General features: G+C 42.4%; 21 protein-coding genes and 1 pseudogene. 17 read left to right on the top strand and 5 right to left on the bottom strand.

All coding sequences use genetic code 11. From position 1 onward, the window contains the following. Window positions 1-172: 172 nt before the first annotated feature. The 7 genes from BA1DRAFT_RS03720 to BA1DRAFT_RS03685 all read left to right on the top strand — a co-directional run bounded on the left by BA1DRAFT_RS03720 (window position 173) and on the right by BA1DRAFT_RS03685 (window position 8,028). A complete protein-coding gene (locus BA1DRAFT_RS03720) occupies window positions 173-1,690 on the top strand; it encodes a M60 family metallopeptidase (RefSeq protein ID WP_051560640.1) in 1,518 nt (505 codons plus the stop codon). A gap of 608 nt (window positions 1,691-2,298) precedes the next feature. Beyond that, complete coding sequence (locus BA1DRAFT_RS03710) at window positions 2,299-3,729, top strand: gamma-aminobutyraldehyde dehydrogenase (protein ID WP_036776142.1); 1,431 nt, start codon at window positions 2,299-2,301, stop codon at window positions 3,727-3,729. Window positions 3,730-3,744: 15 nt separating this feature from the next. Next, window positions 3,745-4,518, top strand: coding sequence for a nuclear transport factor 2 family protein (locus BA1DRAFT_RS03705; RefSeq protein ID WP_036776140.1), 774 nt, complete (start codon window positions 3,745-3,747; stop codon window positions 4,516-4,518). Further along, the gene (locus BA1DRAFT_RS03700) at window positions 4,455-4,712 is read left to right on the top strand and encodes a hypothetical protein (RefSeq protein WP_152544267.1); all 258 of its coding nucleotides are present in this window, start codon (window positions 4,455-4,457) and stop codon (window positions 4,710-4,712) included. The genes BA1DRAFT_RS03705 and BA1DRAFT_RS03700 overlap by 64 nt, the downstream gene beginning before the upstream one ends. Before the next feature lie 37 nt (window positions 4,713-4,749). Further along, a complete protein-coding gene (locus BA1DRAFT_RS03695) occupies window positions 4,750-6,027 on the top strand; it encodes a 4-aminobutyrate--2-oxoglutarate transaminase (protein WP_036776138.1) in 1,278 nt (425 codons plus the stop codon). Window positions 6,028-6,060: 33 nt separating this feature from the next. Beyond that, a complete protein-coding gene (locus tag BA1DRAFT_RS03690; protein ID WP_036776137.1) occupies window positions 6,061-6,429 on the top strand; it encodes a DUF805 domain-containing protein in 369 nt (122 codons plus the stop codon). A gap of 57 nt (window positions 6,430-6,486) precedes the next feature. Next, on the top strand, window positions 6,487-8,028 hold the full coding sequence (locus BA1DRAFT_RS03685; protein WP_036776136.1) for an NAD(P)/FAD-dependent oxidoreductase: 1,542 nt from the start codon (window positions 6,487-6,489) through the stop codon (window positions 8,026-8,028). Between the two features lie 341 nt (window positions 8,029-8,369). On the opposite strand, the gene BA1DRAFT_RS03680 is transcribed toward BA1DRAFT_RS03685, so the two are convergent. Next, a complete protein-coding gene (locus tag BA1DRAFT_RS03680; protein ID WP_036776134.1) occupies window positions 8,370-8,747 on the bottom strand; it encodes a type II toxin-antitoxin system VapC family toxin in 378 nt (125 codons plus the stop codon). Then, entirely contained in the window at window positions 8,747-8,950 is a 204-nt protein-coding gene (locus tag BA1DRAFT_RS03675; protein WP_036776132.1) for a type II toxin-antitoxin system VapB family antitoxin, read from the bottom strand. Before BA1DRAFT_RS03675 ends, BA1DRAFT_RS03680 begins: the two co-directional genes overlap by 1 nt. Before the next feature lie 308 nt (window positions 8,951-9,258). On the opposite strand from BA1DRAFT_RS03675, the gene BA1DRAFT_RS03670 reads away from it, so the two are divergent. Then, window positions 9,259-10,029 (top strand): glucose 1-dehydrogenase, encoded by a 771-nt coding sequence (locus BA1DRAFT_RS03670; RefSeq protein WP_036776131.1) that lies wholly within the window; start codon window positions 9,259-9,261, stop codon window positions 10,027-10,029. Window positions 10,030-10,110: 81 nt separating this feature from the next. Here the strand turns inward: BA1DRAFT_RS03670 and BA1DRAFT_RS03665 are convergent, their stop codons facing one another. Beyond that, complete coding sequence (locus BA1DRAFT_RS03665; protein WP_036776130.1) at window positions 10,111-10,794, bottom strand: hypothetical protein; 684 nt, start codon at window positions 10,792-10,794, stop codon at window positions 10,111-10,113. A gap of 394 nt (window positions 10,795-11,188) precedes the next feature. Here BA1DRAFT_RS03665 and BA1DRAFT_RS03660 point away from each other — a divergent pair, with 394 nt between their 5' ends. From BA1DRAFT_RS03660 to BA1DRAFT_RS03640, 5 genes are all read left to right on the top strand, one after another. Further along, entirely contained in the window at window positions 11,189-12,205 is a 1,017-nt protein-coding gene (locus tag BA1DRAFT_RS03660) for an NAD(P)H-quinone oxidoreductase (protein WP_036776129.1), read from the top strand. 454 nt (window positions 12,206-12,659) lie between these two features. Continuing rightward, entirely contained in the window at window positions 12,660-14,579 is a 1,920-nt protein-coding gene (locus tag BA1DRAFT_RS03655) for a pyridoxal phosphate-dependent decarboxylase family protein (RefSeq protein WP_036776128.1), read from the top strand. Window positions 14,580-14,624: 45 nt separating this feature from the next. After that, window positions 14,625-15,833, top strand: coding sequence for a tyrosine transporter TyrP (gene tyrP / locus BA1DRAFT_RS03650; protein WP_036776127.1), 1,209 nt, complete (start codon window positions 14,625-14,627; stop codon window positions 15,831-15,833). Between the two features lie 91 nt (window positions 15,834-15,924). Beyond that, entirely contained in the window at window positions 15,925-16,359 is a 435-nt protein-coding gene (locus tag BA1DRAFT_RS03645) for a DUF29 domain-containing protein (protein WP_036776126.1), read from the top strand. A gap of 54 nt (window positions 16,360-16,413) precedes the next feature. Next, window positions 16,414-16,854, top strand: a complete 441-nt coding sequence (locus tag BA1DRAFT_RS03640; protein WP_036776125.1) for an OsmC family protein — start codon at window positions 16,414-16,416, stop codon at window positions 16,852-16,854. A gap of 155 nt (window positions 16,855-17,009) precedes the next feature. Here BA1DRAFT_RS03640 and BA1DRAFT_RS03635 read toward each other — a convergent pair whose 3' ends face one another. Together BA1DRAFT_RS03635 and BA1DRAFT_RS03630 are read right to left on the bottom strand one after the other, a co-directional pair. After that, on the bottom strand, window positions 17,010-17,324 hold the full coding sequence (locus BA1DRAFT_RS03635; protein ID WP_036776123.1) for a hypothetical protein: 315 nt from the start codon (window positions 17,322-17,324) through the stop codon (window positions 17,010-17,012). Window positions 17,325-17,739: 415 nt separating this feature from the next. Further along, window positions 17,740-17,901: pseudogene (locus BA1DRAFT_RS03630) on the bottom strand (Tn3 family transposase); the annotation flags it as partial. A 494-nt stretch (window positions 17,902-18,395) separates the two neighbouring features. Between BA1DRAFT_RS03630 and BA1DRAFT_RS03620 the strand changes: the two are divergent. The 4 genes from BA1DRAFT_RS03620 (at window position 18,396) to BA1DRAFT_RS03610 (ending at window position 21,925) form a co-directional block, all read left to right on the top strand. Beyond that, entirely contained in the window at window positions 18,396-19,166 is a 771-nt protein-coding gene (locus BA1DRAFT_RS03620; protein WP_036776120.1) for an AAA family ATPase, read from the top strand. 114 nt (window positions 19,167-19,280) lie between these two features. Further along, window positions 19,281-19,448, top strand: a complete 168-nt coding sequence (locus tag BA1DRAFT_RS22920) for an ATP-binding protein (protein ID WP_420865116.1) — start codon at window positions 19,281-19,283, stop codon at window positions 19,446-19,448. A gap of 173 nt (window positions 19,449-19,621) precedes the next feature. After that, window positions 19,622-19,963: a bleomycin resistance protein gene (locus tag BA1DRAFT_RS03615; protein WP_036776119.1), complete on the top strand. Its 342-nt coding sequence runs from the start codon at window positions 19,622-19,624 to the stop codon at window positions 19,961-19,963. A gap of 204 nt (window positions 19,964-20,167) precedes the next feature. Continuing rightward, a complete protein-coding gene (locus BA1DRAFT_RS03610) occupies window positions 20,168-21,925 on the top strand; it encodes an acyl-CoA dehydrogenase family protein (RefSeq protein ID WP_036776117.1) in 1,758 nt (585 codons plus the stop codon). Window positions 21,926-21,965 lie beyond the last annotated feature (40 nt).

Genomic DNA, 21,965 nt, shown 5'->3' with positions numbered 1-21,965 from the left:
CTTAGCGAAATAAAATCATTTCCTGATAGATGATTTTATTATGGATGTTTGACAAATTGTTAGTAATGATATCATTTCAAAATGAATCGTGAGTTATTCTATAGATTCGACGAGATGCAGTTAATCTGCATTTTTCCAATGTTTCCATCCTAAATAAAAAGGTAATAATGAAATGAGCGAGAATAAGAAAGAGGTAACAGTACAAGGTAACGGTTCTACTAATGAATATAAAATAATACAACGAAGAACTTTTGCACACAGTGAATTACAACCCTCAGGGTTTTACGTTATTGCCGGTCAAGAAGTGATTATTGATGTTGAAGGAGAAATAAAAGGTGCTATTAATGCGGTGATTGGTGTCCCTGAATTGAATAAACCAGTAAAATACTTGTTAACGAAAGGGTTAAATAAACTGAGACCAAGGAATGAAGGTTTACTCTGTTTTACCAATAACAACAATTATGGTTATGTAAAGGTCATTATTAAATCAGAATTACAACCAGTGCCGTCATTTAAGCTGAATGAAACCAGTAATACAGATTGGGAGAATATGATGGAGTTATATTCTCAAGCACCTGTTGTTCAGCTTAGCAGTGAACGAGCAGTAATTGTTGTAAGATATAAGAGTGCTAAGAAATACCTTACCGATCCCAATGCATTAATGAAATATTATGATAATTTTATCCGCTTACAGGATAGCATATCAGGATTATTAGAAGATGGAAAAGCAGACTATAAGAGTGATCCCAATAAATTGTTATATGTAGAATCAGACCGTTTTTATATGTTCGCTACTCATGGATATATGGGCTTTAATGGTGATGCGGCGCTTCAACGATTATTAACTACCAATAATGGTTGGGGGATCTGGCATGAAAGTGGTCATCAAAGGCAACAATTTCCTTATACCTGGAGTGGAGGAACTGGAATGATGGAAGTTACAGTAAACCTGTATTCTTTAGCCGTTCAAGAAGGGCTTTATGGTAGGGCAAGTCAGCTAGATAAATATTACCCCAAGATCAAAGAATATTTAGCCGCTGAAAAGAAGAATTTTGACACCCAGGACATTAATATAAAGTTGGGAATGCTATGGCAATTAAAATTAACATTTGGTGATGGGTTTTATCCTCAGCTTCATCAAATATATAGAATAATGGATTCATTACCAATAAATAATGGTGATAAAAAACAACAATTTATAATATCATCATCTCAACTGGCGAATGTTAACTTGGCTGCCTTTTTTAATAAATGGGGCATTACACCCAATGAAAAAACATTAGAAATATTAAAAACCTTGCCGCCGCTAGATAAAAACATATGGGAAAACGATGATAAAAACTTGATTACAATAAGGATGCCACAGGAAGAATATATTCCAGAATTGGCCTATTTTATGAAAAGCATAAAGAAAACATTATTAAGTGAAAATGAATTTGAATTCACTATTGATCGTGATTGGCACACACCGTATCAATATGTTATTAAAAAGAATAATCAATATCTTGCGGAGATAAAAGATGGCAAGCCTTTTGATTGCAGCACAAATTTAGATGAAAATGGTTTGAATGTAAAAGTTTCTCATCATTTTATTCTAGATGATTTAATTGAAATTGAAGTCAGGTTTGCTGGAGATAAATACGTCATTTACAATATGAAAGTTTATGATTTTAAATTATCATATTCGTAAATTCATCCAACTATATTATTCAATTATCTACAGTTTCTCAACTAACTGCTAAACGGGATTTAACTTACATCAATGCCTGTGTCAATTAATCTACTAAAGAAGTCGTGAATAATATCAAATTCAATATCACTTTCAACTTTATAGACATTAAGAGACACAGGCTCTGAACCATTATGACAAACAATATTCTGGTTAATTGCCAGTTGTGTACCAAGTGGAATAATTTCCGCATGAGATAATGTCAAGCCTCTAAATATAATTCCTGTGAATAAAGATATATTTTTTATTGTCTTTTTAATTGTAATTTCTCCAATAAAACTTCGTTTTTTAATATTAATGTTGCAAGTTGAGCAATCTCTGATATTAACTCGATTGTAAATAATCTTGCCGAGGAATAGCCCCCAAGTCTTTTCTTCCAGTTAAAAAACTCCTCGATCCTGCTCACAAATCAGCATATTTTCCTGAACAGGAGAGTTGAACGTTATATCTATGTATCTAATTATTCTTTTATTTTTATTTTTTAGTTAAAAAATTAACATCCACATAACAATTGAACATATTAAGTTATAGGTTATATTTTATGTTATCCAATCCATCAGGAGGTAACTATGACGGTACCAACGCTCAGACATTTCATTAATAGTAAATATGTTGAATCTAAAGGTTCCGAATATTTTGACCTGGTAAGCCCGGTCACTGGTGAAATCTATGCACGTTCTCCTAACGCGACTGTAGCAGATGTTGATGAAGCTTATGCATCGGCTAAAGAGGCATTCAAGATCTGGGGGCGCAGTACACCGTCAGCACGTCAGCAGGCGTTGCTGGCATTAGCCGATGCGGTGGAAAAAAACTCTGAACGTCTGATCGAAGCGCAAAGCCGCAATACAGGGCAGCTCAAACATCTGATTGCCTCTGAGGAAGTTGCGACGTCAGTGGATCATATCCGTTTCTTCGCTGGCGCTGCCCGTTTTCTGGAGGGCAAAGCGACTGCTGAATATCTTCCTGATATGACGACTAGCATTCGGCGCGAACCACTAGGCGTGGTGGGGCAAGTTACGCCGTGGAACTACCCGTTGATGATGGCAGTATGGAAGATAGCGCCTGCGCTGGCAGCAGGTAATACTGTGGTACTCAAACCGAGCGATACCACGCCGGAAAGTACTCTGTTGCTGGCTGAACTGGCCGCTCCATTCTTCCCTATAGGCGCATTCAATGTGGTGTTGGGTAATGCCAGCGCGGGTGCTCTGGTCGTTTCACACAAAACGCCAGCTATGGTTTCCATCACTGGTTCCGTGCGCGCAGGTTTGCAGGTTGCCTCTTCGGCGGCGGCTAATCTCACCAGAGCACACTTGGAGCTAGGCGGCAAAGCACCAGTGGTTGTTTTCGCCGATGCAGATATGGACAAAGCGGTGGATACCATTGCTACCGCGGGGTATTTCAATGCGGGTCAGGATTGTACGGCAGCCTCGCGTGTGCTGGTGCATGAGTCTGTTTACGATACCTTTGTCGCCAAACTGGTGGCGGCGGCTAAAGCTACCCACTTTGGCTATCCAGAAGATGAAGAGGCTCTGTATGGGCCGCTCAATAATGCTCGTCAGCTGGAGCAGGTCAAAGGGTTCATTGCGCGTTTGCCCGCTCATGCCTGTATCGAAACAGGAGGCCGTCAGGCCGAACGCTCGGGTTATTACTTTGAACCCACAGTAATTACCGGTCTGGAACAGCACGACGAAGCAATTCAGACCGAGATTTTCGGCCCGGTTATCACGGTGCAGAAGTTCCGCGATGAACAGGATGCCATAGAGAAAGCTAACGACGTGAAATACGGACTGGCATCCAGTGTCTGGACTCGCGATCATGGCCGCGCGGTGCGCCTATCACGTGAACTCGATTTCGGTACCGTCTGGATTAACACCCATATTCCGCTTACGGCAGAAGCGCCGCACGGCGGCTTCAAGAGCTCCGGATATGGTAAAGATCTGTCGGCTTATGGCTTCGATGAATATACGCGTATCAAACATGTGATGAGTTCCAACGACTGACACAGGACATCCGTAATGATTCAGAATAGATCTCCTCGCGACTTGGTGTCGCGTGCGCACCACGAGCTGTTTACTGACCGTGATGTAGGAGCGCTTGAGCGTTATTTTGCGCCGCATTTCATCGAACATTCTCCTTTGGTCAAAGATGGTCTTGCCGGATTGCGTGAGCTGGTCTGGGCACATCCTGAACTGCGCCACGAAACGTATCGTGTACTGCAAGATGGTGATCTGGTCGCCATCCACGGTCGTTTTACGGGATTAGACGACTGGCCGTTGGTCGGTTTCGATCTGTACCGGGTTGCCGACGGCTTAATCGTAGAACACTGGGACGGCCTGGTGCCGCAGGCGGCACCCAACGTCAGTGGCCGGACTCAGTTAGACGGCCCGACTGAAACAGGCCATGACCATGACCGAGAGAAGAATCGTGAGCTGATAGTCAACTTTTTTACACGTACCCTGATCGAAGGTCACTACGAAGAGTTTGGAAACTACACTAATGGTGAATTGTTTCGCCAGCACAGCCCCGATATTCCCGATGGTACAGCGGCAGTCATCTCGTTTCTTACGCAACTCAGAGATGAGGGGCAGGGCCTGCATTACACTAAAATTCACCGTACGGTAGCCGATGGGCAGTTTGTTCTGACCCATTCGGAGGGGAGTATCGCCGGAGCGCGTCACAGCTACTTCGAGCTATGGCGCATTGAGGACGGCAAAGTGGCTGAGCTTTGGGATGCTATCACCCCGGTACCGGAGGATGCGAAAGCGCTGCATCGCCACGGGATTTTTTAGCGTTGATCGATACCCGGCGCGAAGCTTGCGGTCGCGCCGCAACCGGATGCCCATACACCGGCAGATATGAGTTCATCGACGCTCCCTATGTGGATTATGTCGGCATTGCGGCGGCGGATATGCTGGTGTCGACGCTGGATCAGTTACTTCTACCAGCTCTGGGAGCTATATCACATCGGGTGTCTGTCTGTTGAAGCTCGCTTATTTCAGATTGCTGAGGAGTTTTCATTTATGACTGGAGCTATATTAGCCAAAAGACACAGCGAGGCTATTGCAAAAGGCGTGAGCGTGGCCACACAAGTCTATGTGGAGCGTGCGGAAAACGCTGAAATTTGGGACGTTCAGGGGCAACGTTATATCGATTTTGCCGCCGGTATCGCCGTGGTAAATACCGGCCACCGCCATCCGCGCATCATCGCGGCCGCCAAAGAACAAATGGAACAGTTTACCCACACTTGTCATCAGGTAGTGCCCTACGAAAATTATGTGGCGCTGGCCGAACGTCTGAACCGCTTGGCGCCCGGTAATTTTGCGAAGAAAACCGTCTTTGTCACTACCGGGGCCGAGGCGGTGGAAAATGCCGTGAAGATCGCACGTGCCGCTACCGGTCGCAGTGGCGTGGTCGCTTTCAGCGGCGCTTTCCACGGCCGTACCTTCCTCGGTATGTCATTAACCGGCAAAGTTGCACCGTACAAAATGGGGTTCGGCCCGTTGGTTAGCGACGTTTACCGTATTCCTTTTCCGATCGGGCTGCATGGCATTAGTGTGGAACAAACGCTGAATGCGCTGGAAAATCTCTTTAAAACCGACATTGAGCCTACATGCGTCGCTGCCATCATCATCGAACCGGTACAGGGCGAAGGTGGTTTCTATCCTGCTCCTCCCGAACTGCTCAAAGCTCTGCGTGAGATCGCCGATTACCACGGCATTGTACTTATCGCCGATGAGATCCAGACTGGTTTCGCGCGTACGGGCAAACTGTTTGCTATGGAGCATCATGAGGTGGTTGCCGATCTGACCACTATGGCGAAAAGTCTGGCGGGAGGTTTGCCGCTGGCGGCTGTAACGGGACGTGCCGAGTTGATGGATGCCGTAGTGCCTGGTGGTCTGGGGGGAACCTATGGTGGTAATCCGGTAGCGATTGCGGCCGCTCATGCGGTGCTGGATGTGATCGAAGAAGAAAAGCTGAATGCGCGAGCGACGCAGTTGGGAGACCAGCTAAAACAGCGGCTGCATGAACTACGACCGCGTGTCCCACAGATCGCCGACGTACGTGGGCTAGGGCTGATGATTGCAGTGGAGTTTAACCATGCGGACAGTCAGGAACCCAATGTCAGCTTTACCAACGCGGTACGTCAGAAAGCGCTGGAGCGTGGTCTGATCCTGCTGACATGCGGTGTACACGGCAACGTGATCCGTTTCCTTCCGCCACTGACCATACAAAATAACGTTTTTAATGAAGCGCTCAACATTCTGGAGTCTGTACTGCTCGATCTGGCTGAACAGTAGATAGAATCTGCTGCATCACAAGAGGGGATAACAATGCACTGGTATTTAAATGTATTAAAGAACTATGCATGCTTCAAGGGGCGAGCCAGGCGTAAGGAGTTCTGGTATTTTGTTCTGTTCCAGATCTTGGCTGTATTTATTATCTCTTTCCTTGAGCGCTACTTTGCCGTTGCCAATCCTGAGGTTTATATGGGCTGGTTCAGCGCTGTCTATCTGCTGCTTACGCTTTTGCCCACGCTAGCAGTGAATGCCCGCCGCCTGCACGACATCAACTGTAGCGCTTGGTGGTTACTGCTGCATCTCATACCGTTTATCGGCACTGTTATCCTGCTGATTCTCGCCGGTCTGAAAGGGAGCTCGGGCAGCAATAAATACAGCTCGGATAGCCGGACTCACTCATAGAGAAACTCTCCAGACCAGGCCAGCGGGTGATTTCAAAATCATGACAGGAGTGTTGAAATGACAATGAATAGAAGAGACTTTATCTCTACCGTCGCGACGCTCGCGGGGGCGGGAGTGCTTTCATCCGTACTTCCCAACTTATCCCTACTCGCCCGGACCTTAACTACGGCCGATGATCCGGCCATCAATATTGATAAGCTACGACCAACACTGTTGGAGGATGCGCAGCATAGAGTCAGCCGGTTGGGGCTGGATTCGCGTATCTGGAGCTGGCATAAAGACGCTGCTGCTGACGCCATGCCAGCCAACTATTATGAAGCTTCTTTGGCTGACTGTCCGGCTTTTGGAAGCCTACCTAGAGACCAGAACTGCGAGGTTGTGGTTATCGGCGGTGGGTTGCTGGGCGCTTCCACGGCATTACATCTTGCTGAAGCGGGAGTGGACGTGATTCTGGTTGAAAAGGATAACATTGGTTCAGGAGCTTCTGGCCGCAATGGGGGACAGATAACCCCTGGACTTGCACGCTGGGAAGCTAAAACCATACTGGAAAAACTTTCATTCGATGAGGCTAAACGCTTATGGCGTTTTGCATCTGTTGAAGCGATGAATCTCGTGGATGAACTCCGTGAGCGTTATAGTTTCGAATGTGACCGCAAATATGGTCATATCACTGTTGCGGTGCATGCGGGCCACATGGGGCCGCTGGTGGCTAATGCCGATGCCCGGCGCCAGTTGGGAGATACGGCGATGAGGGTTATCGGACCGCACGAACTACAGGAAAAATATGTGCGTTCGGACATCTACCACGGAGCGAATATCGACAGTATCGGTGGGCAGGTCCAACCTCTGGCACTATTGCGTGGCTTGGTTTATGGTTTCGCCAGACTGGGTGGGCGAATCTATGACAGCACGAAAGTGAAGGGCATCAGGCAGGATACTGGCGGCACAGTCGTAGAAACTGAGCGAGGGATTATCAAGGCAAGTAAAGCCGTGGTGTTGGGTGTGCATGCCTCCACGGGGGAGTTTATCTCCGGCCTTTCCACCACGATGCCTTTTTTCTCCTACGTGGCGGTAACTCCTCCGTTGCCAGTGGATGTCAAAGAGCTGATCCCGTCAGATTTGCCGGTCTACGATACACAGTTACAGGTCGATTACTATCGTGCGGTACGCAACAACCGCCTGCTGTTCGGTGGACAGGGTACTGGCAATTCCTGGTCACCGCGTGATGTGAACAATTATCTGCTTAAGCGTATCAGAACCGTGTTCCCGCAGTTGGAAAAAGCCGAACTAGAATATTCTTGGGGCGGGATCAGCGATCTGACCCTGAACGGCGCCACCGATGCCCGCAAGAGCGACGACAGAGTACCCGTGTATATGGTACATGGCTGGAATGGTCATGGAGTAGCGCAAACGGTGCGCATTGGCAAAGCTATCAGCGACGATCTTACCGGACGCAACGACGACTTTACCATGCTTACCCGCATTGACCACGAGAGTATCCCGCTCGGCTCCTATCTCTCTCCGGTAGCTATTCCGTTGGCTAAGGGTATTCTGGGTGTGATCAGCACGCTTAATCCGGCAGATATGGTTTCGTTTTGAACAGCAGGGTGTAGGGTTTCGCGAGTCAATATCGGTTATATTTGCATTGGTTGATATACCATAATAAACGAGCATGACTCTTTTTTACCGGGGTCCTGACCGGAGGTCTGAATATACTAAGCATATAGGGGTTCTTTAACCAAAGCTCCCATTTGTTCTCTGGCTCGCTCCTAACCCTTGCTACGTCTGGCTTGAGAGGGAAATATCGTTTTCTGCACTCACCAATAGTAATAGTATTTCAATAACCTTTTGAATATTAATGCTTTTATCTTTATTGCAGAATTCATATTTCCCTAGAAAGCTTAAATGTGAGAGCTGAAAAAACAATTATAAGTTTCCGGTCAATGAATCGGCTGATAATTCACATTAAGACGTTGAGCCAATCTCTCAAGTCGCTTATCCAATGTCCAAAGTCTTGCTCCTGGCGTTATTAAGGTTGATGTCAGCAACGTAATATCAATAAAACCACATCCAAGCCTGTACAGTTTTTCATTTTCAATAAACGCCATCACTTCGGCAATACTGGCCTGATGGCTCGGTGGTAAGAGACCTAGATCACCAAGTGTTCGCAGTCTTGGAGCCGGAGGGGTACCACATGCTATCTCTGCCAATACCATTGGATGAATCAGAACCAGATTCCAGCTCAGCAACTGAATCAACCCGTCATTCCGGTTTTTGAAATGGTCAACCCAGACGGATGTATCAACCAAAATAGTCATTATACGGATGGCTCCTCGCGGCGGCGGGGAATCATCTGCATTTCAGGCGATGTACCGCCAAGCGAAGCGAGCCGCTTTGCCGCCTGCACCTGTACAAACGTTTTCACCGCTTCCCGGAAAATATCAGCTTTGTCCATGCTAGGATCGGCCATTTCCAGCGCCTGTGCATACAGCGCATCATCAATCGTGACAGTAGTTCGCATTTGATTACCTCATTGATTCAGATATTGATGCAATATTGCATCAATATCTGAATCAATGCAAGAGCATAAATCATTGGGGACAATTGTGTTAACCTGTTTAGCCAAAGCCCCCATTTAGGAAAAATGGGACATAATTCATAAAATCAAAATTACCTCACCGATATGTCTTAAACGAGCACTCTTGGAGTAACTCTCTATAAGTATTCTGTGTTTCACTAAGTAATTATTGATAACGTCACAGTATGATCTGGGTCAATAAATATCTCAAATAGTACCTGTGATAACGCGATACTAATGAGGAACAGCAAATGGACCGTATGCTAGAAAGTAAGGTTGTCATTGTTACTGGCGGCGCGAGTGGTATCGGAGCAGGCATTGCATTAGCTGCGGCGCGTCATGGCGCAGCGACCGTAATTATCGGCGACATCACTGATCAGCCCCGAGAGGGAGGAACGCCAGTGCTTCAGCGCCTTAATTCGCTTGGTACAAAAGCCATCTTCCACCGGTGTGATGTCACCTCACGGAGCAATATGGATGCATTGGTCGATATCGCGACACCGTTCGGCGGTGTTGATTTGATGGCTTGCAATGCCGGAATTGCATTAGCTACCGATGGTCCACAGATTAGTGCAGATGATTTTCACAAGCTGCTTACGGTCAACCTTGATGGCGTTTTATTTGGCGCACAGGCTGCTGCTGAACAGATGATAAAGCTCGGTAAACGTGGAAGTATTGTGGCAACGTCAAGTATGGGGTCCATTAGGACAGGCCAACTTACAACCGCCTATTCCACTAGCAAAGCTGGCGTCAATATGATGGTGGCCGCATTGGCCGATGCTTTCGGACCGTCAGGTATTCGTGTTAATGCCGTATGCCCAGGGCTAATCAATACAGCACTTCCTCTTTCCTCGCCGGAAGTCGCGAAAATGTTTGACGGGTTACGGGAGAGGATGCCTCTTCGAAGATTGGGAGAGCCGGAAGAGGTAGGAAATGCAGTCGTATGGTTAGGATCGGATCTCGCATCGTTTGTAACCGGCGTATCACTGTTAGTGGATGGCGGGCAAACAGTAGTATTGTGAGAACAAACATTTCTAGGTAGTTGGCATATTTCGAAGGAGAGTAGGGTAAAATGGCTGTTTTCAATTACATACTGGAATTCTTTACATAGAATCTACAGAACCGAATATTTTCGCCAGCCTTACCAATTGAGCAATTTCATCATTGGAGGCGCCATTTCTGAGGATATCCAGTACCGTCGTGGATTCAGCCAAATCGATACCAGGATTAAATGTCTTGATTTTACGGATGAAAAAATCACACTTTTTTACGCCACTGACTGGACCTAGATTAGTCAGTATTTCTGGAACACCTTTTAAATATCCTCTATTACTCGTTTTTTTATTTACCGAAAACTGGAATACAGGATATAAATTCTCTATTCCCCAATTTAATACAATGAGTTTATGATTTTCACCATATTTATTTACTGTCGGGCGGGTCACTCCTAATATATCAGCAACCTTACTGGACTTATAAACGCCACCGTATTCCCCAAGATGGGCTAGAAAAGCGTTTCTACTTTCGATTAATTCCTCGTGTTCCTTCTTTTCTGGTGTGATATTTTCCACCATTTCAACATAGTTAGCCCGCCCTTTGACTTCTGCCCAAAATTCATTATCAGGTAGGGTTAACAACAGAGAAATACTCTCTGAATCTTTGTTTTTAAGCACATTAATAAAATGATCAGCAAGATTGATGATGCGTGCTTTGACCAGTTCAGACGGATCAAATCCGCTTTTCGGTTTTACTGTCGGGTCATTGGGTTGTTTTGCTGTTGTTCCCATAACTACCTCAATTATTTTGTCATTTCAAAGAATCAGCATACATGAAATGGTAGTATGTGGAAGTTCTGTCACCAGTTTCTTTTTGCATGTACTAAGAATTGATTAATAACAGATAGGTATATTAGAATCACCGCAGTGAAAACTCTTATGTTCACTGGAAATGAAGACCACAAGGTCGGAGATACCGTCTTGTTACTCAATTTTCATCCTACCACTTTTTGGTGTCTATGGTCTTAGTCATTTGTGAAGGAATCTCAGCCAAACGCCTTAGAACATAACAGAGATTCCTGCATTATTTCTCAGCACTCTTTCCACAAATCAGAATAAATAATATTATCATCTAAACTTAGACTAAATTCATAAAAAGGATCGTCAAAAGAAATAAGAGGTATATATGCATAGCCAAATTAATTCATTGCCCCAATATATGTTAGCGATCAGTATCATTAAGCCCGGAGGCCCGGAGAAATTGCATCTGGTTCAGGTTCCGTTACCACGGCCAGGAAAAGGCTACTTGTTAGTAAAAGTAGCTGCGGCAGGTGTTAATCGGCCTGATATATTTCAGAGAATGGGTTCCTATCCACCACCACCGGATGCATCGCCATTGCCGGGTTTGGAGATTGCAGGAGAGGTGGTTGCCAAAGGTGAAGGTTGTGAACGCTGGAATCTTGGCGATAAAGTTTGTGCCCTTGTTGCCGGCGGCGGTTATGCCGAATATTGCCTGGTACATGACTCCGTTGCCTTACCCATCTATGGTTTGGATTTTGTTCAGGCAGCCGCATTGCCAGAAAACTTTTTTACCGTCTGGGCTAATGTTTTTCAGACTGGCAAGTTGAAACAAGGAGAAAATTTGCTGATTCACGGTGGTACTTCTGGGATAGGCAGCGTCACTATTATGTTAGCAAAAGCCTTTGGCGCCAGAGTTATTGCTACCGTCGGCTCTGATGAGAAAGCTAAAGTCGCACACAGTTTAGGTGCTGACTTTGTTATTAATTACCGTAAAGAGGATTTCGTTGATCGGGTATTGCAAATCACGGGTAATCATGGCGTTGATATAGTTGTTGACTTAATCGGCGGTGATTATGTCAATAAAAACTATAAGGTTGCTGCTAAATTCGGGAGAATTATTCAGATTGGTATGATGAAAGGAAACCCTGAAAATCTTAATCTGATGCCCTTAATGCTAAAACGTCTGACTCACACGGGTTCTACATTACGTTCCCGCAGTGTAGAGGAAAAAGCAGAGATAGCTCGGGAATTGGAAAAACATGTCTGGCCGTTATTGAAATCAGGAAAAGTCAGTCCATTAATTTGTAAAGTTTTTGATCTGAAAGATGCTGCTGATGCACATCGAATGATGGAAGCCGGTGATGTTATCGGCAAGGTTATGTTGGTAAATGTATCATCTTAATAGTACTTCTGCTTAAATCAGGGCTATTTTAATTTGTAGCCCTGCATTCTATCTGCTAACCACTTCACGTTAAAAAAATCCTTATAATTAACAAGGTTAACAACAAATAAGCCCCTATTTTCCTCTGTTTTTTGATTTGTTTTTATTCGTTCTTTGTCCTCGCGCACAAAATCAGAATTTATATTTAACGTCATTGTTAATATTTTAACAAATATAGTCTATATCTATTAACAAACGATCGTTTATAGATATGTTAATGATTAATCTATTCCACCTGATAGATTTTTCTGAATGTCTAGAATAATGAGGTATGACCAGCTATTGGTAAGTTAGGTGGCATATAATTTTCTGTCTGACCATCAGAGAAAGATAGTGATTTCATTAACAAGTAAAGAATTTCAGAATCTCTCTGTTGCTGACAGCCGTTTTTGTTAGTTGAAAGGGTAATATAATTATGACCAAGCAGTTTACTTCGCACTTAAACATTGATGCGTTGTTTTTAGGCCCTAAATCAGAAAATACGGTTTTTTTTAGAGAAATGATGGAATATGCCGTAAGTGAGCACATGCACTGGCGCTCTGATTTTCACCCAGAAGATCCCGCCTTAGTCACCTCGGTTGATCGTTATGCACCTGATTATAGGGAAACGCTTTATCGGACAGAGGGTATTCTAAACCAGTTATCCGCTAAGCTGAAAAACACCTCTATTCCCTGGTTTTCTCCTCGCTATATGGGGCATATGAATGCCGACACCCTGATGGTTTCCAATCTCGCTTATGTCATGGCGATGATGTACAACCCAAACAATTGCGCCCACGAGTCATCACCGACAACAACGGAGCTAGAAATTGAAGCAGGGCTGGATCTATGCCGGATGTTTGGTTACGACCCTCGCCGAGCCTGGGGACATATTACATCAGGAGGAACCGTCGCCAATTATGAAGGGTTATGGGTCGCGCGTAATTTAAAAACCATGCCTCTTGCCATTGCACAATATCCACAATCCAGCGATCTGGTCGCAAATAAATCAGAACAACAACTGTTGAATATGTCGCCATCAGATATTCTGGATTTGACGGATGAATTAAAAAAACGTGGCATTTTCGAAGAAGTTCGTGAACTTTCTTGCCGTGGCGCCGGGATAAAGCAGGGGATGTTTGGCAAAGTCCTGGTTCCACAGTCGAAACATTATTCATGGATGAAAGCAATGGATGTTCTGGGAATCGGTCAACAGCATATCGTGCCATTGCCGGTCGATGCGAATTATCGTACCGATGTTGAAAAAATGCGTGAAATTACATTCGGTTTGATAGAGCAGGGGGAACCTATTCTGGCGATGGTAACCGTAGTTGGAACGACAGAAGTGGGAGCCATTGACCGAGTTGATGAAGTTATTGCGTTGCGCAAAGAGTGTGAAGAGCGTTATGGCGTCTCATTTTATGTGCATATTGATGCTGCTTATGCAGGTTATGCCAGCGCAATGTTCCTTAACGAACGGGGAGAGTTTATGGAATATGATGAACTTATCCGTCGTTATCGTGAATTGGCGATTATTCCCGAAGATATTATTTGGCCTAAACCTGAAATTTACCAAAGCTTCCGAGCCATGTGTCAGGCTGATTCAATCACCGTAGATCCTCACAAAGTTGGATTTATTCAATATGCCGCCGGTGCAGTATGTATGAAAGATAAGCGTATTGTTGACTTAATTTCCTACCGGGCGGCTTATGTTTTCGAAGATGTTGATACTCAACCAGAGCAAGCCATTGACCGGCATGTCGTACTCGGCGCCTCTATTATGGAGGGATCTAAAGCCGGAGCTATCGCCGCCGCCATTTGGGCAGCGCACCGATTGGTTCCACTTAATATCAGTGGTTACGGAAAAGTGATTGCTGCCGGTATTGTGACGGCTAATTGGATGATTAAAAAACTTTTAACTACAGAACCATTGGTTGTTGGCAAACGCCGGTTTGCAATTCATACCATGCCAAATCCTGATTTCCATATGGTCAATTTCACTTTTAAAGAGCAAGGAAATAATGATTTAAGTCACCACAACCGTCTTAATAAACGGATGTACGAGCTTTGTTCATACACTTCTGGGCGTAGTTACACCAATGATTTTTTGACTTCTTCCACCTCCCTTGGTTATGGGGAGTATGGTGATACGCCTTGGCATTACGTTGAAAGTTGCGGTTTTGACCAAGAAGAATGGCAGAAAGTCCACAGTTTATATGTTTTGCGTGCTGCTGTGATGACTCATTGTTTACGTAGTGCTGACGACTTTGACGAGTATTGGGAAAGGCTCCAGAAAATTTTTATTCACAAACTGACTCAGATTGTTGATGAAGAAGAAAAAAAGAAAGTGGCCTGATTTTCTATTATTAAATATTTGTTGTTGATTCGAAGGGAAAAAAACGTGAAGAACCGAACTTTTGGTAGTACTTTTATTATCGCCGGAACCACTATAGGTGCTGGTATGTTAGCCATGCCATTAGCCACCGCCGGTGTAGGATTTGGTGTAAGTTTGATTATGTTGGTTGGCTTGTGGGTTTTGATGAGTTACACCGCATTATTACTGGTTGAAGCTTATCAATATGAGTCTCCTGATACGGGATTAGGGACACTTGCTCAACGTTATCTTGGCAGCGGCGGCAAAATATTAACGGGTTTCAGCATGATGTTTCTGATGTATGCGTTAACATCAGCCTATATTAGTGGTGCCGGGGAATTACTGACAGTCAGCCTCAATAAATGGCTTAATTTGTCCCTTCCTGCTTCCGTGGGCGTTATTCTATTTACGGTAATTGCCGGAGGAATCGTTTGCATTGGCACCAGTTCAGTAGATATGGTTAACCGAGTTATTTTCAGTGCGAAAATTATTTTCCTGGTATTGATGTTGGGGCTGATGATGCCGCATGTTCAGCATGTTAACCTACTGACACTACCATTAGAACAAGGGTTAATATTATCTTCAATTCCGGTGATATTCACATCGTTTGGTTTTCACGGCAGTGTTCCCAGTATTGTGAAATATATGAACGGCGATGTACGTCGGCTCCGTTGGGTGTTTATTATCGGCAGTGCAATTCCGTTAATTACTTATATTTTCTGGCAATTGGCGACATTAGGGAGTATCAATTCCAACACGTTTGTCGATATCTTAGCTGAAAACGCCGGGTTGAATGGCTTATTACACAGCATTCGTGAAGTTGTTGCTTCACCGAAAACTGAACTCGCAGTACAAATGTTTGCTAATCTAGCGCTCGCAACCTCATTCCTCGGTGTCGCACTTGGCCTGTTTGATTTTCTAGGTGATCTATTTAAACGCAAAGATAATGTAACCGGACGTATGCAAACTGGTTTGCTGACCTTCGTTCCACCATTGATTTTCGCGCTATTTTACCCAAAAGGTTTTGTAATGGCGTTGGGATATGCCGCGGTCGCGCTGTCAATTTTAGCGTTATTATTACCTAGCCTCCTGGCATATAAATCCCGTCAACAAAATGAACGTCAATATCGGGTACCTGGTGGTAAGCCCGTACTATTGCTGGTATTTGCCTGCGGTGTTGCAGTAATAGCAATCCAAATTGGCATCGTAAGTGGAATGTTGCCGACAGTAGGCTGAATACTGAGTTATCGAAGATAAGTTCTTTTTTGACCTAAAGCGTATTCTCTGACAGACTGCTAGCATAATAGACCTATTAGCGGAGGCAATTATGAATCATACCCGTTACGAAACTGATGTGGTCGCTTGGGCAAATGAACAGGCAGCGTTATTACGTGCCGGTAAATTCTCTGAGATTGATATAACCAATATTGCTGAGGAGATCGAAGACGTGGGCAAGAGCGAACAGCGTGAGTTGGCTAGCCGCATGGCAGTATTAATTGCTCACTTATTAAAATGGAAATACCAACCAAGCCATAGAGGAGCAAGTTGGGAAAGAACAATTAAAGCGCAAAGAAAAGAGATTCTTTATGGTTTAAAAGAATCTCCTAGTTTAAAGACAAAGTTAGATGATCCAGACTGGGTTGATGTTGTCTGGTCTAAAGCCGTTGCCTCAGCAATGAACGAAACCGGATTAGATGCGTTTCCCGATGTATGCATTTGGGGTATGTCCCAGATACTGTCCTTTGAGTTTTATCCTGATTAGCAAAATTCTGTTTGCCCCGGTGAAAAACTAATATTAATTTTAAGGAGTTGGATCATGGCGAAAGAACTATTTACTGCCACAGTAAAATCTGTAGCTGGAGTGAAAGTTGAATGTACATCAAGAGATTTCTCCTTTTATTTGGATGAACCGCGTAATTTAGGTGGTACTGATCAGGGGATGAATCCAGTTGAAGCTCTACTCTGTTCTCTCGGGGCTTGTAAATGTATCGTAGCAAAGGCTTTTGCTAAACTACACAAAATTAACTTAATTGATATTCACGTTGATCTAGAAGGTGAACTTGATACTGATGGTTTCACTGGTAGAAATAAACAAGCGAAATTAGGTTTCTCTAAAATAGTGACAAAATTTCATATTAAAGCTGATAATAGTGAAGAAGAAATTCATGCTTTTGTCGACTTTATTAATAGAACCTGCCCGGTTCACGACACCATTGAGAATGCACCAAGTTTTATCACTGAAATATATTGTGAATAAATAGATGTTACGCTGAGATAATTTCACAAAGAAAATGTTGTTTAAATTAATTTTAAAAATCCTCTACGATGCAGTAGAGGATTTTATTATAGAGTTAGGTAAATCAATGTTTATCTATCTTTTTGCCTCATTAATAATGGCATAAGAAACAATTACTATTGTTTAATAACGTAAACGGTAGTTATATTACAACTCGCATTTTCTATACCAACTTTAATATTTAAACCCTGTGCATAAGCTTGACTTAATAGCCTATTAACGTTTTCAGCGCTTGATCCTGACCAAATATAACCAGGTTTCCCACAGTTACCAGCTAAATTCCCGCTAAATGTATAAAAATAATGTGCAGGATTATCCCAATCAGCTTTAATTTCTGCGACTCTAACAATGCCACTATTGGTTTCCGCTGAGAATGCAGGGGCGCTAATCATACCAATTAAAATAAATAACATAGATATCAATTTTTTCATAATTTACTCCTGATTAATAATATAAATAAGGTCTGACGTTTTGCAGTGTAAATTATGCAAATAATCTTTGCACCAACTTCATATTAATATAATAGGTGACTCTCCTGATAAATAATGCCAAAAGTTTTTCCATTGAAATAAATAATTGATAAAAGCAACATGGTGGTTTTTATCAAAAAAAGTAAAAGTTATTATCGTTAAATTCAGTATTATGTTGCAGATTAATTTTCTTTCTCTGCTAATTGATCAGTTATTTCTTTATCAAGCTGATTACCACCATCTGGTACTATAATCATCAAACACTAAGATTCATAACCAATTCACTAACTGGTTATATAGGGGTTTGGGGAGTAACGGAACAGCAAACGCCGTTAATGGGCCAATTTAAATAGCCATTAATATATTAATCAATAAATTAAACCTCTTCATTGAACGCTCTCAGTTCTCCTTTGCTGACGGACTCCGGCACCGTAAAGGAATAGCGCCCTTGCATATTGATATGCCCACATTGTAACGGCGAGAGTTTTTCAACATCTTCATCCTTAACCGGATAACCCTCACGCCTGAGTTGTTGCAACGTCCTTCGACGTTTGTTTTCATCGTCGAGGTAAGTCAGCATTCAGCATAACTAGCATTTTTCCAGTCTGGTACCTCACGTTCCAGCATAAGAAGGATTACCAGCTGCACCAGGATAGTTCCATCCTGATTAATTCCGTAGCTCCACTCACACTGAACCACAATAGGCATCGCAGTGTGGTAATACAAAATCACACCCTCTGCATCAGAATAAAGCTTATTTTTAAGATAATCCCTAGATGCTTCATGCAGAGGCATGAATCTCGCTCGGCAACTTTCGTTCCAGCCAGTAGCAATTAGAGCAGTTGTGGCGGTAACAAAGCGGCTGAAGCCTCTGGTGTATAGAAGGAGCATTTTAATGATAATGTATTCCACTAAGGAAAAGTTTTTAGAGGAAGAGCTGGACGCAAACCTGGCAATCAAGATAATACTTAACCTATTATTTGCCCTAACATAGGGCATATTTGAGTCGCATAATGCTGAAAAGGCAAAATTATGAAACCAGTAACCAACAATAATTTCTTAAGAAAAATTAATATAAAAGGCTACAAATCTATCTCAGAATGTGATTTACAAATGGGATGTCATAACATTGAGGACTACGCATTACTTACTATGCTCCGATGGAGGGTTTACCATTTCCATGATACGAGTGATAATGCCAGAGTTAAACAAACTCATCGTATTAATGATAATGACTATTTACGGGAAGATGGTGCTAATTTAGCGGCATTCTTATATCGTCTGCAAAAAAATCATATTCTGCATTACAAACGCATTGTCAAAACCATTCAAATGGTTGCCCCATTTTTTGGTGATTTTTACTTGCGGCCCACCTCGGATAATACTGATTACATTCAACTCGAATGGACAGAGAAAGAGCAGGATATTCCGTTTAAAGCGAGTGAATTGTCCGATGGTACTTTACGATTTATTTTATTGACTACCGTGTTACTGCAACCTGAAGACTATATGCCAAGTTCAATTATTATTGACGAACCAGAGCTTGGACTCCACCCCTATGCTATTAATGTACTGGCTGGTTTGATCAAAAACGCCAGCAGTAAGCACCAACTGATTATTTCTACCCAGTCAGTCGAACTGGTCGATCAATTTGATGCTGATGATTTGATTATCGTTGACAAACAACAAGGGGTATCGACCTTTAAGCGTCTGAATAGTGACTTTCTTTCAGAATGGCTTGAAGACTATAGCCTTGGTGAATTATGGAAGAAAAATTTACTCGGCGGGAGGCCACAGCGATGATCCGTATCAATGTTTTGATACAATTCGTTCCCAATGCCCACATTTCAATCAGTGGTTAAATAAGCTAACTAACTTAAATTCTGGATAAATTAGTTGAACATTTCTGCGAGTGTAATGAACTCATTTCAACCACTTAAAAGCTGTGCCAAAATTGAATTGATGGAAAATCCGACAGTTGCAGATGCGCTGTTAGACCGATTGATCCACAACGCACATCGGCTGGAATTAACAGGAGAATCGCAACGGAAAAAAAGTCTGGCTGAAGCTGCGAAAGTAAGTTAAAAAGTGAGTGGTTACGAAGAAAAGATCAGATGGCCGGACAAACCGAAATAGGAGGTATTGTTGAATCTATTTTTATAGTCATATTACTTATTTAATGAGAGTAACGTACAGTGATTTGTCAGACAATCCTGTATGAGCGTTTAAAAATTATATATAAATAAAAGGGAAAATGTATGAGCGATTGGGAGGCTGTCCCTGTATTGGCTGCATTGGATCTAGATAAATTGGTTGACTTTTACACAAGTAAACTTGGGTTCCATTGCGACAATTTTGTTCCTAATGAATATGCGATAATTAGCAGAGGGGAAGCTGAAATCCATTTTTGGGCATGTAACGATAAGTACATTGCAGAGAACACTTCTTGCTATATTTTCGTGAAAGATATCCAAAGTGTGTTTCAAGAACTACAAGCGCAGACTGAAGTCTCTCCGCTTGCGGAAACTCCATGGGGCATGTTGGAGTTCCACCTAATTGATCCAAGTGGAAATTTACTTAAGTTTGGGCAGCCAGTTTAGCTGTTTAACGTTCTCCCCAACTCCTGTTTATTTGATAAACATGTTTTAATATGGTTTTCTCTACTGGGCTATAAGAAGGAAAATTTTCAACAGGTCACTTTTATATAATAAAATTTTTTAAATTAGAGGTATATATTTCTGGTGTATCCCATGACACTATTAGATAGCTAATATACATATTATTCTAGGAAAGGCTTCATCTATATGAATAGATCATTGTGCAATTCGGAATCAAAATTAAGGTCTTATTTAGGTATAGGAAATACGGTAATATCTGATAACCTTTTAGCCATACTTAAAAACACTTGTGATAATTACCCGTCGTCAGTAGAAAAATTCATAGAACTGCTTAAATATATTCAAAATAATAATATTCATACGACATCATTTAATGAATTAGTTTCCCTGCATGAACTTGTAGCTCCACACGATTGCGCTGTAGTTTCTATGCTATCAATTCATTTTAATTTAGCCATAGGCACTATCGCTAACTTAGGAGCACAAACTCCATATGTGGAAGATCTCTACCGAAAACTTTGCTCAGGTCATGCCATTGGAGTATATCTGGCAACTGAGCTGGCTCACGGAAATAATCTCATCGCGATCGAAACACAAGCTAATTATCTCCCGGAAAAAGGCGTATTCATATTGAATTCACCCAGCCAAAATGCATATAAATTTATGCCTAATACTACACCTTGTGAACTACCAAAAGTAGCTGTAATTTTAGCTCAGTTAAATGTATCAGGAAGGAAATATGGTATTTTTCCATTTATTCTCCCTCTGTCCGTAAATGGCAAATTAACTCCCGGAGTTAAAATTACTCCACTTGGCGATAAGCCAGGATTTTATTTAGATAACGCAATAACTTCATTTAATAATGTCGAAATACCTTTTGAAGGACTACTTGCGGGCAATATGATAACACTGACTAGGGAGGGTAAAGTATCATTGCATACTAAAGAATTAACAGAAAGGTTTTCGTTAATTACAAATAGAATACATTCAGGGAAGTTATGCATGGCAGTGATCTCAGTTACAGCAGCTAAATCAGCTCTTCATATAACTAGCACATATGGCAATAAACGACAAACATTCGGTTATTCAGGTACTATGCCAATAATTAATTATTCTCATTTCAAAGAGGGTATTGCCTGGGATACTTTGAGCACAATCACTCACGCGTTATACTTAAGAGAATTAACAAGAAAAGTTTCAATTATATTATCAGAATCAGTTAAAAGCTTTAAATTTCCAGATAAATTACTTATTGAAATCATTACTACTAAGTCCTTGTGCACATGGCGCACGCAAGAAATATTAATTAATTGTCGTGAACGCTGCGGCGCACATGGTTTATTTACGCTTAATAAGATCCCCAATTATTTAATATCTAATTTTGGCGCGATTACTTCGGAAGGGGATAACCTTGTATTATCACTAAAAGCCGGAAGGATGATCATTCTCAATAAGATGAAAGAAATAAACAAAGCATCTTTCCAGCATGACCTATTTTCCATTTTGAATGATTATATGGACTTTTTATATGAAAAACTAAATAAATTAATAGTAAATAATAATAAAAGGATAAACTTAGACACGTTTAATAATCATAGTGGGGATTTTCTAGAACTAAGCCAAACATATGCGGTTTTATCCGTGGTGACGACAACTATTGATACATACCATAACAATAATGATGATTTTTATATGATCATCGAAGGTTATCTCCTCGATTGGATTCACCGTACCATGAGCAATCTCCTGAGAAGTGAAGTGATCAATTTACAGGAATCGCAAAGAATAGACGAGAGACGTATTGAATATATACGTAAACATGCAGACAGAATAAACGATTATATTACCAGTTTTGGCGTGGATAAAATTGGAATCGAGACGCCAATATCCAGTAATGACTATATTACCTGGTATGCAGATAATCATCATCAATTAAGAAAATAACTAGGGATTTCCATGTGTGGATATAAGGGAGTGAATCCCC

It is taken from the genome of Photorhabdus aegyptia (genome assembly GCF_000612035.1).
GTDB lineage: Bacteria > Pseudomonadota > Gammaproteobacteria > Enterobacterales > Enterobacteriaceae > Photorhabdus > Photorhabdus akhurstii.
Note: the sequence above shows the minus strand (reverse complement) of the source record. Positions and strands in the feature narration are given on the sequence as shown.